The sequence below is a fragment of the Cupriavidus oxalaticus genome, assembly GCF_016894385.1.
Classification (GTDB): domain Bacteria; phylum Pseudomonadota; class Gammaproteobacteria; order Burkholderiales; family Burkholderiaceae; genus Cupriavidus; species Cupriavidus oxalaticus.
Window position 1 is genome coordinate 2,036,351 of the sequence record NZ_CP069812.1, and the last position, 14,283, is coordinate 2,050,633.

At 65.1% G+C, this 14,283-nt stretch carries 15 protein-coding genes and 2 pseudogenes; 4 read left to right on the forward strand and 13 right to left on the reverse strand.

Going from position 1 to position 14,283, the window contains the following annotated elements:
• Nucleotides 1–35 precede the first annotated feature (35 nt).
• Nucleotides 36–1,007: a LysR substrate-binding domain-containing protein gene (locus tag JTE92_RS21785; RefSeq protein ID WP_063237838.1), complete on the reverse strand. Its 972-nt coding sequence runs from the start codon at nt 1,005–1,007 to the stop codon at nt 36–38.
• Nucleotides 1,008–1,103: 96 nt separating this feature from the next.
• Between JTE92_RS21785 and pcaH the strand changes: the two genes are divergently transcribed.
• Genes pcaH through pcaDC form a run of 4 tightly spaced genes read left to right on the forward strand, consistent with a single transcriptional unit; the run spans nt 1,104 to nt 5,054 of the window.
• Nucleotides 1,104–1,805, forward strand: coding sequence for a protocatechuate 3,4-dioxygenase subunit beta (pcaH, locus tag JTE92_RS21790; protein ID WP_063237839.1), 702 nt, complete (start codon nt 1,104–1,106; stop codon nt 1,803–1,805).
• Between the two features lie 4 nt (nt 1,806–1,809).
• Nucleotides 1,810–2,379 (forward strand): protocatechuate 3,4-dioxygenase subunit alpha, encoded by a 570-nt coding sequence (pcaG, locus tag JTE92_RS21795; RefSeq protein WP_063237840.1) that lies wholly within the window; start codon nt 1,810–1,812, stop codon nt 2,377–2,379.
• Nucleotides 2,380–2,437: 58 nt separating this feature from the next.
• Nucleotides 2,438–3,826, forward strand: coding sequence for a 3-carboxy-cis,cis-muconate cycloisomerase (locus JTE92_RS21800; protein WP_084254485.1), 1,389 nt, complete (start codon nt 2,438–2,440; stop codon nt 3,824–3,826).
• A 37-nt stretch (nt 3,827–3,863) separates the two neighbouring features.
• Nucleotides 3,864–5,054: a bifunctional 3-oxoadipate enol-lactonase/4-carboxymuconolactone decarboxylase PcaDC gene (gene pcaDC, locus JTE92_RS21805; RefSeq protein ID WP_063237842.1), complete on the forward strand. Its 1,191-nt coding sequence runs from the start codon at nt 3,864–3,866 to the stop codon at nt 5,052–5,054.
• A gap of 51 nt (nt 5,055–5,105) precedes the next feature.
• Here pcaDC and JTE92_RS21810 read toward each other — a convergent pair whose 3' ends face one another.
• From JTE92_RS21810 to JTE92_RS21865, 12 genes and pseudogenes are all read right to left on the reverse strand, one after another.
• Nucleotides 5,106–5,702 carry a 2'-5' RNA ligase family protein gene (locus JTE92_RS21810; RefSeq protein WP_063238080.1) on the reverse strand — a complete coding sequence of 199 codons (597 nt, stop codon included), beginning with the start codon at nt 5,700–5,702 and terminating at the stop codon, nt 5,106–5,108.
• 138 nt (nt 5,703–5,840) lie between these two features.
• On the reverse strand, nt 5,841–6,260 hold the full coding sequence (locus tag JTE92_RS21815; RefSeq protein ID WP_063237843.1) for a type II toxin-antitoxin system VapC family toxin: 420 nt from the start codon (nt 6,258–6,260) through the stop codon (nt 5,841–5,843).
• Nucleotides 6,257–6,511 carry a FitA-like ribbon-helix-helix domain-containing protein gene (locus tag JTE92_RS21820; RefSeq protein ID WP_063237844.1) on the reverse strand — a complete coding sequence of 85 codons (255 nt, stop codon included), beginning with the start codon at nt 6,509–6,511 and terminating at the stop codon, nt 6,257–6,259. The genes JTE92_RS21815 and JTE92_RS21820 overlap by 4 nt, the downstream gene beginning before the upstream one ends.
• Before the next feature lie 435 nt (nt 6,512–6,946).
• Nucleotides 6,947–7,504 carry a hypothetical protein gene (locus tag JTE92_RS21825; RefSeq protein WP_174544843.1) on the reverse strand — a complete coding sequence of 186 codons (558 nt, stop codon included), beginning with the start codon at nt 7,502–7,504 and terminating at the stop codon, nt 6,947–6,949.
• 12 nt (nt 7,505–7,516) lie between these two features.
• Nucleotides 7,517–7,759 carry a hypothetical protein gene (locus tag JTE92_RS21830; RefSeq protein ID WP_174544844.1) on the reverse strand — a complete coding sequence of 81 codons (243 nt, stop codon included), beginning with the start codon at nt 7,757–7,759 and terminating at the stop codon, nt 7,517–7,519.
• A gap of 88 nt (nt 7,760–7,847) precedes the next feature.
• On the reverse strand, nt 7,848–8,576 hold the full coding sequence (locus JTE92_RS21835) for a hypothetical protein (protein ID WP_063237845.1): 729 nt from the start codon (nt 8,574–8,576) through the stop codon (nt 7,848–7,850).
• A gap of 140 nt (nt 8,577–8,716) precedes the next feature.
• A pseudogene (locus JTE92_RS21840) lies at nt 8,717–8,848 on the reverse strand (DUF2274 domain-containing protein); the annotation flags it as partial.
• A gap of 154 nt (nt 8,849–9,002) precedes the next feature.
• Nucleotides 9,003–9,953 carry a nucleotidyl transferase AbiEii/AbiGii toxin family protein gene (locus JTE92_RS21845; RefSeq protein ID WP_063237846.1) on the reverse strand — a complete coding sequence of 317 codons (951 nt, stop codon included), beginning with the start codon at nt 9,951–9,953 and terminating at the stop codon, nt 9,003–9,005.
• Nucleotides 9,937–10,761: a type IV toxin-antitoxin system AbiEi family antitoxin domain-containing protein gene (locus JTE92_RS21850; RefSeq protein WP_063237847.1), complete on the reverse strand. Its 825-nt coding sequence runs from the start codon at nt 10,759–10,761 to the stop codon at nt 9,937–9,939. The genes JTE92_RS21845 and JTE92_RS21850 overlap by 17 nt, the downstream gene beginning before the upstream one ends.
• 300 nt (nt 10,762–11,061) lie before the next feature.
• Nucleotides 11,062–11,768 (reverse strand): annotated as a pseudogene (locus JTE92_RS21855) (tyrosine-type recombinase/integrase); the annotation flags it as partial.
• Between the two features lie 289 nt (nt 11,769–12,057).
• Complete coding sequence (gene guaA / locus JTE92_RS21860; protein WP_063237848.1) at nt 12,058–13,677, reverse strand: glutamine-hydrolyzing GMP synthase; 1,620 nt, start codon at nt 13,675–13,677, stop codon at nt 12,058–12,060.
• Complete coding sequence (locus tag JTE92_RS21865) at nt 13,652–14,263, reverse strand: hypothetical protein (protein ID WP_063237849.1); 612 nt, start codon at nt 14,261–14,263, stop codon at nt 13,652–13,654. The genes guaA and JTE92_RS21865 overlap by 26 nt, the downstream gene beginning before the upstream one ends.
• Nucleotides 14,264–14,283: the final 20 nt, after the last annotated feature.

The following is a 14,283-nucleotide window of genomic DNA, read 5'->3' on the forward strand; positions in this document are numbered from 1 at the left end:
GCGAAGCCCGTCCGCCGCTGTTCCTGAGCTGCCCGTCACGGGGCCGGCCGACCGTGCAATGAAGCCTCCCGATGCGCCGCCGCCCGGACGCAGTCCGCCAGCGCCTCGGCCATCGGCGTCAGCGTGCGGTCCTTGTGCCGCAGCAGGCCGACCGGTTCCTCGGTGCCGAGGGTATCGATCGGCAATGACACCAGGCCGCCTTCATCCATCGCGCGGCGGGCGGCGGACATCGGCGCTGCCCAGACGCAATCGCTCTGCTCGGCCAGCAGCCGCCCCAGGTAGGCGTCGGAGGTTTCCACGCATCCGTCCGGCAGGCGCAGCCCGTGGCGCGCCAGCAGGCTTTCGGTGTTGTGCCGGGGTATCGAACCCACGGCGGGAATCACCAGCGGCCACGCCAGGCAGTCCAGCATCGTGGGGCGCGAGGCCTGTGCCAGCGCATGGCCGGGACGCACGGCCAGCACCAGGGAGTCAGGCCCCAGCGACTCGAACCACAGGCTTTCCATGGCCATCGGATCGTCCATGCGGCCGATCACCAGGTCCAGCACGTCAGCCTTGAGCTGGTCGATCAGGTTGCGGTTCATGCCGGTCCGGATGTCCAGGCCGACCTCCGGAAAGCTGGCGCGAAACCGCAGCACGGCATCGGTGAGCACGGCGGGTACCACGCTCGGCAGCGCCCCCAGGCGGATGCGCTCGTGCGTCTGCGACGCTTCGCCCGTGACGCTGCCGGCGGCGGCATCGATGTCGGCCAGGATGCGCAACGCATGCTGCAGGAAGCGCGTGCCGGCGGTGGTCAGTTCGGTGCCCGCACGCCGCCGCACCAGCAGCCGGGTGCCGGCCAGCTCCTCCAGTTCGCTCAGTGTCTTGGAAACGGCCGGCTGGGTCAGCCCGAGACGGTCAGCGGCGCGTGCGAGATGCTGTGTTTGCGACACGGCCACGAAGCAATACAGGTGGCGCAGCCGCACACGGCTGCGAAAGATATCCAGGATGGCCTGCCCTTGCGGTTCCATATCAAAAATTCATCTAACTTTCCGAATATCTCAATTTACTTGAATTTAAGCGTGTCTTAAAGTCATTGCAACCCCCACAACACGGAGACGAACAGCATGCCCAGCCTTGCCCAGTACCGCCGTCCCTACTGGGACACCCAGCCCGAATACCGCTTCGATCCCTATGGCTCGACCGTGCTGCGCTCGCCGTCGCAGCCGCTGGTAAGGATTCCGCAGTCGTTGTCCGAAGTGACGGGGCCGACCTTCGGCGCCGAGTTTATGCGTGAGGGCGACAACGACCTGACCGTCGGCAATGGCGGCGAGCCGATCGGCGAACGGATCCTGGTCACCGGCCGCGTGCTGGACGAGAACGGCCGCCCGGTCCCCCATGCGCTGATCGAGGTCTGGCAGGCCAACGCCGCCGGCCGCTACGTGCACAAGCGCGACCAGCACGATGCCCCGCTGGACCCGCATTTCTCCGGCGAAGGCCGCACGGTGACCGACGCCGACGGCCGCTACCAGTTCAAGACCATCAGGCCGGGCGCCTATCCCTGGCGCAATCACCACAACGCCTGGCGGCCGCAGCATATCCACTTCTCGCTGTTCGGCAACGCGTACGCGACGCGCCTGGTGACGCAGATGTATTTCCCGGGCGACCCGCTGCTGCCGTTCGACCCGATCTTCAACTGCGTGCCCGACGAGAAGGCACGCCAGCGGCTGATCGCCGCGCTTGACTGGGAAACCACGCAGCCTGAATACGCGCTGGGCTACCGTTTCGATATCGTGCTGCGTGGCCGCGATGCCACGCCGATGGAGTAAGACCATGCTGTATGCCACCGCTTCCCAGACTGTCGGCCCCTACCTGCACATCGGCCTGACCGGCCTGAACTGCGCCGACCTCACCGCCGACGCCCCTGAACTGGCCGGCCAGCGCATCGTCATCGAAGGCCGCGTGACCGACGGCACCGGCGCCCCGGTGCCCGACGGCATGGTCGAGATCTGGCAGGCCAACCCGGCCGGCCGCTACCGCCACCCGGAGGACACGCGCGAGCTGCCGCTGGTGCCGGGCTTCACCGGCTTCGGCCGCGTGCCCACCGCCGAGGATGGTTCGTTCCGCTTTGTCACCGTCAAACCGGGCGTGGTGCCGGGCGAAGACGGCAAGCCGCAGGCGCCGCACATCATGGTGTCGGTGTTCATGCGCGGCCTCGTCAAGCATGTGGCCACGCGCCTGTACTTCCCGGACGAAGCCGAGGCCAATGCCGCCGACAGCGTGCTGGCACAAGTGCCAGCCGGGCGGCGCGGCACGCTCGTCGCTTCGGCCCAGGGCAATGGCACGCTGCGCTGGGACGTGGTGCTGCAGGGCCCGTGCGAGACGGTATTCTTCGACATCTGACGCATCACGCAACATCGTGCCGCCGATGTCGCGGCGGCACACATTTTCCACGCCCCCAATGCCAAGCTCGACCCGCCTCACCGATTCCATGTTCGGCAGCCCGGCCGCGCTGGAGATCTTCTCCGATACCGGCGCCGTGCAACGCATGCTCGCCGTCGAAGCGGCGCTGGCCCGTGCCGAGGCCCGCTGCGGCGTGATTCCCGCGGCGGCTGCCCCGGTCATCGCCGAAGTCTGCGCGGACCGTGCCGTCATCGACCTGGATGCGCTGGCCCAGGCCGCCGTGGCTGCCGGCAATCTCGCCATTCCCTTCGTGAAACAGCTGACCGCCGCCGTGGCGGCGCGCGATGCGGAAGCCGCGCGCTTCGTCCACTGGGGCGCTACCAGCCAGGACATCCTCGACACCGCGCTGGTGCTGCAACTGGGCGATGCCCTCCCCGCGCTGCAGGCAGACCTGCTTGCACTGGGCCATGCCTGCGCCGCGCTGGCCACGGCGCATCGCGGCACGCCAATGGTCGGCCGCACCTGGCTGCAGCACGCCTTGCCCACCACCTTCGGCCTGAAGGCTGCTGGCTGGCTGGATGCGCTGCGCCGCGACCTGGGCCGGCTGGACGCGGCCCAGGCGCGCGCCCGCGCGCTGCAGTTCGGCGGTGCAGCCGGCACGCTGGCCAGCCTCGGCGTTTCTGCTCCCGACGTGGCCCGCGGCCTGGCGTGCGAGCTGGGGCTGGACCTGCCCGCCCTGCCCTGGCATGCGCATCGCGACCGGCTGGTCGAGGTGGCCACCACCCTCGGCATGCTCACCGGCACGCTGGGCAAGATGGCGCGCGATATCTCGCTGATGATGCAGACCGAGGTGGCGGAGGTCGCCGAGCCCGCCGGTCCCGGCCGCGGCGGTTCCAGCACCATGCCGCACAAGCGCAATCCGGTCGGCTGCGCGGCGGTGCTGACGGCATCGGTGCGCGTGCCGCCGCTGGTAGCCACCATGCTGTCAGGCATGGTGCAGGAACACGAGCGCGCGCTGGGTGGCTGGCAGGCGGAATGGGATACGCTGCCACAGATCGTCACGCTGGCAGCGGGCGCGCTGCGCCAGATGGGCGAGGTGGTGGCAGGGCTGCAGGTCGATGCGGCGCGCATGCGCGCCAACCTCGGCCTCACGCACGGCCTGATCCTCGGCGAGGCCGCCATGCTGGAACTCGGCGGCCGCATCGGACGGCTTGAAGCGCACCATGTGGTCGAGCAGGCATCGCGCCGCGCGGTGGCGCAAGGCACCACCCTGCGCGAGGCGCTGGCGCGGACGCTCGGCGAGAACCCCGCCCACGCGGGGCTGCTCGACGATGCCGCGCTCGACCGCCTGGCCGATCCCGCCAACTATGCCGGCCAGTCCGCGGCCTTTACCGATGCCGCTGTGCAGGCCTGGCACGCGGCGCTGGCGCAGCGCGGCGCCGGCTGATTGCACACCACCACAGACAGGATTCCCGGAGACAGCATTGCCCTATCTCGATCACGCCGGCGCCCGGCTCTTCTATACCGTGGATGGCCCGGACCATGCGCCGGCCATCGTCTTTTCCAATTCGCTCGGCACCGACCACACCATGTGGCAGCCGCAGGCCGACGCCCTGGCCGGGCGCTTTCGCGTGGTGCGCTATGACACGCGCGGCCACGGACGCTCGACCGCGCCCGGCGATGCCTACACCATGGAGCAGCTGGGCGGCGACGTGCTGGCCATCCTGGACGTGCTGGGCATCGCGCAGGCCGTCTTCTGCGGCGTGTCGATGGGAGGCCTGACCGGCATGTGGCTGGGTGTGCATGCGCCGCAACGCTTCCCGAAGATTGTCCTGGCCAATACCGCGGCGAAGATCGGCAATGCCGACGGCTGGAATACCCGCATCGACAGCGTGCTGCGCGACGGTATGGACATCATGGTGGAGCCGTCCATTCAGCGCTGGTTCACCCCGGGATTTGCGGCCACCGCGGAGCGCGCGCTCGACCCGCTGCGCGCGGTGCTGGTGGCACTCGACCCGCGCGGCTACGCCGCCAGCTGCGCCGCGGTGCGCGATGCGGATTTCCGCGAAGCCGTGCGCACGATCCCCGTGCCGGTGCTGGTCATCGCGGGCAGCGACGACCCGTCCACGACGGCGCAGGAAGGCCGCGATCTTGCCGCCGCGATGCCGGATGCGCGCTTTGTCGAACTGCCGGCGGCGCATATCTCCAGTTTCGAGCAACCGGGCCGCTTTACCGCCGCGCTGCTCGACTTCATTCTGGGCCGCCTGCCCGTCACCGACGACCCGGCCCGCTACGAGGCCGGCCTGTCCGTGCGGCGCGCGGTGCTGGGCAGTGCCCACGTAGACCGCTCGCTGGCGCGCCTGACACCTTTCAACGAGGAATTCCAGAACCTGATCACGCGCTATGCCTGGGGAGAGATCTGGACCCGTGAAGGGTTGCCGCGGCACACGCGCAGCCTGCTGACCATCGCGATGATGGTGGCGCTGAACCGCGCCGAGGAACTGAAGCTGCATCTGCGCGCCGCCGCCAGCAATGGCGTGACGCGCGACGAGATCAAGGAAGTGCTGCTGCAGACCGCCATCTATTGCGGCGTGCCGGCCGCCAACTCGGCGTTCCACATGGCCGAAGAAGTGTTTGCGGCAATGGATGCAGCGAACCGCGGGCCGCAGGCCTGAGCTGGAACTACGGGAAGTGCCAGGCGCCCGGCGGTCGCAACGCATCTGGCCTCAGACCGATGGGCCGCTTCCCCTCAGCGGCCAGCGCCCTTTTACGTCATAGTGCGTCTTGCCAAACCAGCTGTGGATCAGGACAAATTCGCGTACGGTCCAGTTGATCGGTTCAATCGCACGCGGAGCGAACCTGCTTTCGTCGTACAGCAACGTGAGGTGGGGCGTGAAACGCGCGCGTGACACGCGCAGGCCGGCCCCTCTGAGAGCGTCCCCAAGTCCTTGCTGAAAGCCGATCAATGCATCCAGTCCGGCGCTCCCGGTCAGCACCAAAGGATGATGTCCCGGCCGCCCATTGAAGCTGGAGATCCGATCCAGCGTCACGCCGAATGGCGGCAGGTCAAGGCTTGTGGCCGCGGCGCATGCACGCGCGACGATTACCTCCGGCACACGTGCAAAGTCGCCAAGATGGTGCAGCGTAATGTGCAGGCGCTCCGAGCGCAGCGGCCTGGCCTTGACATGCATCTCGACCCGCAGCCCTCCGGCTATCTCAGCCATGCGCGCAGCGGCGTCCGGATCGGGCATCGCGGCAAAGAACAAGCGATGTTCCGCAGCCAGCTGGGGTGCCTCGAATCCTGGTAGCGTAAGTTGGGTCACGGCAGCATTGCAGGGATGCCGGTAGGGGAGCATCTATTATCGTCAACCGGCGTCCGGTATTGCTCGATTTGCTTCTGGACCTGCGCCACCTGCTGAATCGCGGTGACAGTGGTTTGCGACAGGTTGGTGCCGTCGGATTTACTGATGGTTCCAAGGATTGATAACAGTAAGCCCAGCGGCTTCGAAAGGGCTGGTGTCGCGTGTTGCTACGATAAATCCCTTGGAAGCCGCAATAGCCCCAATATATCCGTGGGGTGTTGGAAAACCCTTCCCGGCTGTGCGGGCCTTCGCCGCCAGCTCGGCATAATGGCGAGCTGCTTCGGTGTCGAACATCAGCACCCGCTCGCCGAACAGTTCGAGCAAGCCGTCCAGGGCTTCGCCCAGGCCTTTCTTACGTTTCCCGTTCGGCAGCGCGCCGATGCCGAACAGCAGTTCGGCCAGCGTCACGCTGGACAGGTAGAGGGTTTCCGCTACCTGCTCATTCAACCAAGCTTGCACGGCCGGGCTAGGTTCGGGCTTCATCGCCTCGGAGACGACATTCGTATCCAAGACAATCATTCAAACCTCATGGGTTCTGCCGGCACCTTGTCGCGCACCTGGTCCAACACTGCAAAATCATCGTTTGTCAGCCCTACGCGACGGCCAAGCTCCGCCAGAGCGTCGCCCATGCGGATGCGCTTTTCCGACTTCACTGCACTTTCCAGAATCGCGCGCACCTCCGCCTCTGTACTGCGGCCATGCTCGGCGGCCCGTAAGCGCAGCGCGCGATGCACCTCATCGGGCACATTCCGCACTGTCAGGATTGCCATAGTCAAAATCTCATTTATGACTTCATTGACTGCAATCTTACAAAATCGACAGCATAGAGGCAAGGGCGGCTGCGCCCTTCTCTCCGGGCGCTCCCGGTCTTCGGCGGTGGGGACTTGCCCCCGAACCGTTGGGCATGCTCGGCACACATGAAAAAAGCCCGCAGTTACGCGGGCTTAGAGGTGCTTTCGTGCTATTTGGTGCCAGCTCAGGCCGGACGTGGGATCACTCCCACTCGAACATCAACAAGACGCCCAAACCCGCGTGGTTAAAGGGATTGGCAGAGATCGACATGGAGCCTCAGTCGCTTTTACCGTCAGAAGCGCGCATCTTTTGCTGGCGCGGAAGATGGAGCGATTTGCGCGGCGACGACCCTAGCGACACCATCATCAATCGCTATAAGCGATAGCGCAGACGAAGAAGCGTTGTCATCCTCCCTAGACACCGCTTGTACGGCCGGATGCTTTCTCGATGGAGGCGAGGGATGCGGTGTTGTCGCCGCGGATTGCGGCTTCGTGCTCCCTTACCAACTGTTGGAAAGACTCAAACGCTCGATGGGCTCGATCGCACTGGGTCTCCAGCAACTCGACGACGCGCAGCAACGTCAGGGCCGGCGTCTCACCGAAGCCATAGGACACGGAGCCTGTGGCCTTGTTTACCCGTCGCGTTACGAGATTGGAAATCCCGATCACGATCCGGGGAGAGAACCGATGGTTGTAGGCGTTTCGGAAGTCGTGGGTGGCCGTCTGGTAGTCCTTAGCTCCGACCTTCTCCAGCCGAGCCTTGAAAGTGCTGTAGCGCTTCCAAGGCTTCCCATACTTGTCTGCCGCATCGAACCAAACCTCTCCATCCAAGGGAAACTCGTCCTTCCACGTGGCCCCTTGTTTCGCGTGATTGGCTTGGTGGCACAGGTGTGCCGACGCAAAAATGAAGCGCGAACGGATCACATACGGCAGATTGAGCGCCACGGTAGCAACCGGATCAATGAAATCCACAGCCGCATCCAGTTACCGCTGCTGATCCATCGGAGCCAGAAGATCGCGCCAAGCCGCCAACTGATGCGTGTAGTTAGCAAGCCCATTCAGCGCATTCGCCAACTCTCGGGAGAATTCGTCGAACATCTGGCTATAGGGTAGCCAGGCAATACACAGAGTCTGAGGAAGCTCCCCCCACCCATACGGAGCGTACTTTCCCTTGAAAGGAATGGTCTTCAGTATGCGGCGGTACCGGCGGTAGGTCTCGATCGTCATATGCTTTGCGATGGGGGGCTCGTTCTTGTTTTTCGTCGCCCACCGTCGTGCCTTGGAGGGAGATTTCCCCCTCCGCGGGCAACTCAAGTCAGGGAGCGATCGACGCCTCTGCGGCAGTTTTTGCAGCTTGCGCCACGCTCTCTCGAAGCCGCAGAGAGGCGGCAGCATCAGGAGCAGAACGGCTCAGCTTGATGGCGGCCTGCGACGGCCAGTCCGTAGAGCCAGCCGGAATGACCCCAGGCTTATCGCCGTACTCCTTGGCGAGCCGCTGTCGGATCGACTCGGGGATAAAGCCAGCGCCGAGCAGCGCATACGCCAGGTACTCCACGAAGTATGGGTGCTTGTGCCAGCGCCCGCCGTCGACGGCGCGCTCCATCGAACGCTCAAAGTGGGACAGCAGAACAGCCAGCGCACCTTGCCGCTGAGTTCCCGGATCGGGCGAACGCATCCATTCGTACCCGGTGCGCTTGACCTGCTCGCGCTCTTTGTACGGCATGGGTACGAAGCCCAGCGCCGCCTGCGCTTCCTCGAAGAGCTGATGCCGCTCGCTGTGCGCCTTGATGTCAGCTGGCAGCGTCCCATCAAAGGTGAAGGAGCAGAAGCGGCAGTGGTCCGCACCGCCGTCCACGTCAACGTGGCTGGCCACTTGCGCGTCGTAGCGCTTCTCCAGTTCGTGGAAGTGGCGCACTCCATACTCGGCCGCGGCAATGGCATTGAGCCGTTGCATATGCGTCAGGTCGGGGAGTATGGCTTTGGCCGCCTTGGCGGCCTTCTTGAGGCGGGCCAGATCGGCCCATGTGATGGTGCTCATCTTCATTGGTTCTCAATCGAAGACTCCTAGGGTCCGCTCGGTAGGAATCCGATCAAGGTTCCAATGGAAATCGCCATTGGTAGTGAGTGAACTTTGCCATTGCGGACGGCCAGCACCTACCCGTGCATGGCGCCATTTTAGCAAGTTCAGGTTGGAGCGCGCACCGGCAGGCTCTTCTGCGCTTTGCGGCGAAAGCCCCGATCCCCCGCCATGAAAGCCTCCAGCATGTGCGGGATCAGCGTGGCCGCATCGACCGCTTCGCCGTAGGTCTGCGCGTGCGTTGTCATTCATGATTGGCTCCGCTCCCAGTCAACCGGAGCATCGGTTCACTCGCTGTCTGCCTGTCGGCGCAGAGCATCGTCCTGCAACCCATGTCTCGGCCTAACTCATAGACCAGTGTGAAATCGTGAGCCATCGCGTCAGCCCTCCTCATCATCTGCCGCCTGCAACCCGTGCCAGCGCTTCTTCAAGCGCCTGGCGGTCTGCCGCACGCTTGTCTGCCGTGCGCTGCGCGAGGTTGTGCAGCTTGCGCCGCACACCCGGCAACTCCGCCGCATGCGCAAGCCCGATCAGGCCGAAGTCCGGCTGCTCGTTCTCCACGGACCACAGGAACGCACACGACGGCTCATCCAGCCAGGCTGCCACACGCGACAACAGGCGCTCGCGGCTTTCCAGCAAGGCTCCGACCTCAATGGGCTCGGTCGTCATGCCCTTGAAATGCGCCTCAAAAGTGGCCTCGAAATCCGCAGGCGCGCGCGGCGCCAGCATCTCCCGCGCCGGTTTGGGGCTGCAAGTCAGGTACACGAGGAAGGTGCGCCAGAGCATCTCATCCGCCCGTTCATCGTCCAGTAGGAAGCCCACATCGAAAAGATCGCGCGGATGCTGCCGCGACAGCGCCGCCGCGAGCTTGCCGGCATAGAGGTCGGCGAAGTCCAGCACCTGCACCTCGGCGAAGCCGAATGCGTCCTCCACCCGCGGGCGCACCACCATTCTGCGCACCGGATGCACCGTGCCGCGCATCACCGGCGTCGTCTCGATCTGCACGCGCGCGCGGCCGCGGCTAGCCACCAGCCGCGTGACCGTCCCTGCGCCCTCGCCCGCCGAGGTTTGCACCTGCAGTTGCAACGGGCGGGCGCGCAGCACATCTGCCAATCGCCCAAGGGCTTCGGCAATCAGCTTCGCATCCTCGGCGTAGTCGTGGACAGGCAGCCAGGCCAGATCGATATCCACCGACAAGCGCGGCAGGTCGTGCTCGAAGAGGTTGATGGCCGTGCCGCCCTTGAGCGCAAAGCGCGGCTCCTGCGCGAGCACCGGCAGGATATCGACCAGCAGCCGCACCCGGTCGGTGTAGCGCCGATCCCAATGGTCAAGCCAGGTGCTCATCGAGGTCTCCCGGTAGGGTGATCTGGTAAGTCGGATGCAAGCGCCCGCCGGGCACCAGCGCGCGCTTGCCCCGGCCCAGCTCGACCCCATCGAGGGGCACATGAGACAGCCACGCATGCTTGTGGCGTTCGGCCAGGGCCAGGAACAGCCGCTTCGCCTTGATGCTGCGGCAGTGGCGCAGCATCAGACCGACACGCTGCGGCCGCAGCGTCGTCATCGCCTGCATCAGCGCATCAGCCTCATAGACCAGCGCCGCATCCGACACGCCATCGCACAGCTCCAGCATGGCCCGCTCGGGCGTGGAGCACACCAGTGCCGACTCGGCACCCGAGTCCATCCGATGCCACGCCAGCCCCTGCCCGGCCAGCACGGACTCGGACACCTCGGCCGTGAACGACACGGCAGGCAAATCGAACGGACCCTTGCCCAGGAACGCGAAGCGCTCCTGCAGCGGCAGCTTGCTCATCCAGCCTGGCGGCCGCTCCGGCCCATAGAGGGTAATCGTCCCGGCATCGCCCAGGCGCAGGTAGTGCTCGTGCCCCTGCAGGGTCAGCGCGAAGCGCCCACCCACATGCAGCGGCATCCCTTCCCCGGCCTGCAGGCTGCGCACCACACCATCCCACTGCAGACGCCCGCCCTGGCGCATATACACGCCACGGGCCGGCGACACCAGCCAGCCACTGCCCACATAGCGTGCGACGAGGCTGTTCGAGTAGCTGTGCGCCCGTAGCCAGCGACTGGAAACCAGGCGCGTGTCGCCCAGATCAGCCAATAGGCGGTTCAGTTTTCCTGCATTTTGGTCACTCATAGTGCTCAAAATACAGCTTTCTCGAACTTCTGCCAAGACTCGATGGTTCGGCAAACGAAAAATTCGATCACTTACGGTGATCTTTTTACGACAATGGCAAACCACCCGCCGTCCATCAGCGGCACATTCCAAGAGGATCTGCATGCGCCCCCCTGTCACACGGTCGCACTCAGTACCGGCACCACCACGTTCTCCGGCATCAGCTTCGGCACGTAGGTCTGGCCATCGATCCAGGCATCGATCATGTTGGCCCACTCCTGCAGCATGTGGCGCCGCTGCTCGGCGTACTCGGCCTTGTTGTAGATCGAGCGCGAGGAACCGCAGCGCCAGCCGGATGGTCGGATAGGTCGCCACCGATTCCATCTGCCGCGCCATCAGCCGGATCTCTAGCGGCGACAAGGCGCGATCCTTCGGCACGAATGTCGCAATCGACGCGGCCCTTACATCCTCAGCCGGGTTGTCCACCTTCTCGCCGTGCAGGATGGCGAAGGCATAGACCTGCTTCACGATGTCGCGGACGTGTACCGCAGTGGCTGGAGCACCGCGCGCCTTCACCTTATTGCAGAGGGCGCGCAGGTCATCAGCGGTGATTTCGTTGAGCTGCCTGTTCTGGAAGGCCGGCAGGATGTCCCGATCGACGATGCTCTTGCGCATCGCCTTGGTGCTGTCGGCCATCCGGGCGCCAACCAGCCATTTCTCGGTCACGTCGCCAAAGGTCTTGGCGGCGGTCAGCCGGCGCTTCTCGCGCTGTTTCTCCAGAGCGGGGGCTTGCCCTGAGCAACGGCCTTTTTGGCGTCGATCAGCTTTTCGCGGGCCATCACCAGCGAAATACCCGCCGGCCCGTAACGGCCAATGGTCAGGGTCTCACGACGACCGTTGAGACGGTAATCGTATCGGAAGGTGACGGTACCGGTGGGCGATACCGTCACGTACATCCCATCACGGTCAGAAGCCTTATAAGTCAATGACTTAGGCTTCAAATTACGCAGTGCGGTGTCGGTAAGCATCGAGGTTTTCCTCCTGTTGGTGACGGCTTTTACCGTCAAGGGTCAGGAGACCTGCTGATGCCCGGAAAGCCGCATGAAATCAGCTTTCCAGACGAGACTTTTACCGTCAAAGACCGGTTTGGTCTCAATAGTGAACGGGAGGGTCTTAATCCGGCCTCCGGTTCTTACCGCCACATTTACCGCCAACCTGTTCCGCTGGCCGGCGATAGCTGCCGTAACGTATTTCTTTTTAAATCAATATGTTACGGCAGTTTTTCGATAACTGGCGATAGTCCCGAAGGACGTCAACTCACTCCCACTCAATCGTCGCCGGCGGCTTCCCCGACACGTCATACACCACCCGGTTCAACCCCCGCACCTCATTGATGATCCGGTTCGAGCAGCGACCCAGCAGCGCATACGGCAGGTGCGCCCAGTGCGCGGTCATGAAGTCGGTGGTCTGCACTGCGCGCAGCGCGACGACATAGTCGTAGGTGCGGCCGTCGCCCATCACGCCCACGGACTTGACCGGCAGGAACACGGCAAAGGCCTGGCTGGTCAGGTCATACCAGCTCTTGCCGACGTGCTCAGGCTCGCACAGGCCCGCGGCGGCGTCCTGTTCGGTGGCGATGGTCTTGCGCAGTTCTTCGATGAAGATGGCATCGGCGCGGCGCAGCAGGTCGGCGTAGTCGCGCTTGACTTCGCCCAGGATGCGCACGCCCAGGCCCGGGCCCGGGAACGGGTGGCGGTAGACCATTTCCGGCGGCAGGCCCAGTTCGACGCCGAGTTCGCGCACTTCATCCTTGAACAGGTCGCGCAGCGGCTCGAGCAGCTTCAGGCCCAGCGTTTCCGGCAGGCCGCCGACGTTGTGGTGGCTCTTGATGGTGGTGGCTTTCTTGGTCTTGGTGCCGCCCGATTCCACCACGTCCGGGTAGATCGTGCCCTGCGCCAGCCACTTGGCGTTGGTCAGCTTCTTGGCCTCGGCCTGGAACACTTCGACGAACTCGCGGCCGATGATCTTGCGCTTCTGCTCGGGGTCGGTCACACCGGCCAGGTGGCCGAGGAACTGCTCGGAAGCGTCGATGTGCACGACCTTGGCATGCAGGCGGCCGGCGAACATCTCCATCACCATCTTGCCTTCGTCCAGGCGCAGCAGGCCATGGTCGACGAAAACGCAGGTGAGCTGGTCGCCGATGGCACGGTGGATCAGCGCCGCGGCCACGGACGAATCGACGCCGCCGGACAGGCCCAGGATCACCTCTTCGTCGCCGACCTGTTCGCGGATCTTGGCGACGGCTTCTTCGATGTGGTCGCGCATGACCCAGTCAGCCTTGCAGCCGGCGATCTGCAGCACGAAGCGCTCCAGCATCTGGCGGCCCTTGACGGTGTGGGTGACCTCGGGGTGGAACTGCACCGCATAGTAGCCGCGCGCCTCGTCGGCCATGCCGGCGATCGGGCAGCTGGGGGTCGACGCCATCAGCTTGAAGCCCGGCGGCAGGCCGGTGACCTTGTCGCCGTGGCTCATCCAGACCTTGAGCATGCCGTGGCCTTCCGGCGTGCGGAAATCCTCGATGTCCTTGAGCAGCGCGGTATGGCCGTGGGCACGCATCTCGGCATAGCCGAACTCGCGCTGATCGCTCCACTCGACCTTGCCGCCGAGCTGCACGGCCATGGTCTGCATGCCGTAGCAGATGCCAAGCACCGGCACGCCGAGGTCCCACACCGCCTGCGGCGCGCGCAGCTGGTGGTCTTCGTAGGTGCTGGCGTGGCTGCCCGACAGGATGACGGCCTTGGGCGCGTACTCGCGCACGAAGTCGTCGGAGACGTCGTTCGGGTGGATTTCGCAGTAGACGTGCGCCTCGCGGACGCGGCGGGCGATCAGCTGCGTGACCTGCGAGCCGAAATCAAGAATGAGGATTTTGTCGTGCATGATGGGCCGATGGCGTGTCTTCCGTTGCGGGCTCGGCCATGACTTCCGTGCCGGGGCCATAGCCCGGCGGCGGCGTGATGACCGGCTCGCGCCGGTATTCTGGGGGTTTCGTTGGGCGCGCCGCGGGGGCGACGCCGGGTTCCTTCCTGGTTTCCTGTTCCTTCAGCGCGCGTTCCATCTTCAGCTGCTGCTCGCGCACGCGCACGCGTTTCGCCGCGGGGATCTGCACCGCGGCAAAAAACAGCAGCACCACCGCCATGGTCGGCAGCCAGATCTTGCCGGCGCCTTCGAGCGGCAGCTCCAGGAACACCATCCAGGCAATGATCAGCATCGCGCTGGCCAGGTTCACATAGCCGGCCGTGCGTGCCACCGGTACCGTCAGCTGGCCGTTGAACGCGGCCTGCCACAGCAGCACCGACAGGCCGGCCAGCGCCACGCCCAGCAGTTGCCCGAACAGCGCGGGCTGCGGCTGCGGCAGTTGCAGCGCCGCGTACAGCGTGGTGAACGGGGACATCAACAGCAGGACGCCCAGCAGCAGGTCCACCAGGGCATCCAGAAACAGCACGGCTCGCAGCAACACCTTCATTGGCGCTCCTTGTCTTGGGC

Excerpts from the sequence above, each read along its gene's own strand:
- JTE92_RS21785 (WP_063237838.1), bottom strand. The coding sequence starts at position 1,007 with ATGGAACCGCAAGGGCAGGCCATCCTGGATATCTTTCGCAGCCGTGTG.
- pcaH (WP_063237839.1), top strand. The coding sequence starts at position 1,104 with ATGCCCAGCCTTGCCCAGTACCGCCGTCCCTACTGGGACACCCAGCCC.
- pcaG (WP_063237840.1), top strand. The coding sequence starts at position 1,810 with ATGCTGTATGCCACCGCTTCCCAGACTGTCGGCCCCTACCTGCACATC.
- JTE92_RS21800 (WP_084254485.1), top strand. The coding sequence starts at position 2,438 with ATGCCAAGCTCGACCCGCCTCACCGATTCCATGTTCGGCAGCCCGGCC.
- JTE92_RS21815 (WP_063237843.1), bottom strand. The coding sequence starts at position 6,260 with ATGATTGTCTTGGATACGAATGTCGTCTCCGAGGCGATGAAGCCCGAA.
- JTE92_RS21820 (WP_063237844.1), bottom strand. The coding sequence starts at position 6,511 with ATGGCAATCCTGACAGTGCGGAATGTGCCCGATGAGGTGCATCGCGCG.
- JTE92_RS21830 (WP_174544844.1), bottom strand. The coding sequence starts at position 7,759 with ATGACGATCGAGACCTACCGCCGGTACCGCCGCATACTGAAGACCATT.
- JTE92_RS21835 (WP_063237845.1), bottom strand. The coding sequence starts at position 8,576 with ATGAAGATGAGCACCATCACATGGGCCGATCTGGCCCGCCTCAAGAAG.
- JTE92_RS21845 (WP_063237846.1), bottom strand. The coding sequence starts at position 9,953 with ATGAGCACCTGGCTTGACCATTGGGATCGGCGCTACACCGACCGGGTG.
- JTE92_RS21850 (WP_063237847.1), bottom strand. The coding sequence starts at position 10,761 with ATGAGTGACCAAAATGCAGGAAAACTGAACCGCCTATTGGCTGATCTG.
- guaA (WP_063237848.1), bottom strand. The coding sequence starts at position 13,677 with ATGCACGACAAAATCCTCATTCTTGATTTCGGCTCGCAGGTCACGCAG.
- JTE92_RS21865 (WP_063237849.1), bottom strand. The coding sequence starts at position 14,263 with ATGAAGGTGTTGCTGCGAGCCGTGCTGTTTCTGGATGCCCTGGTGGAC.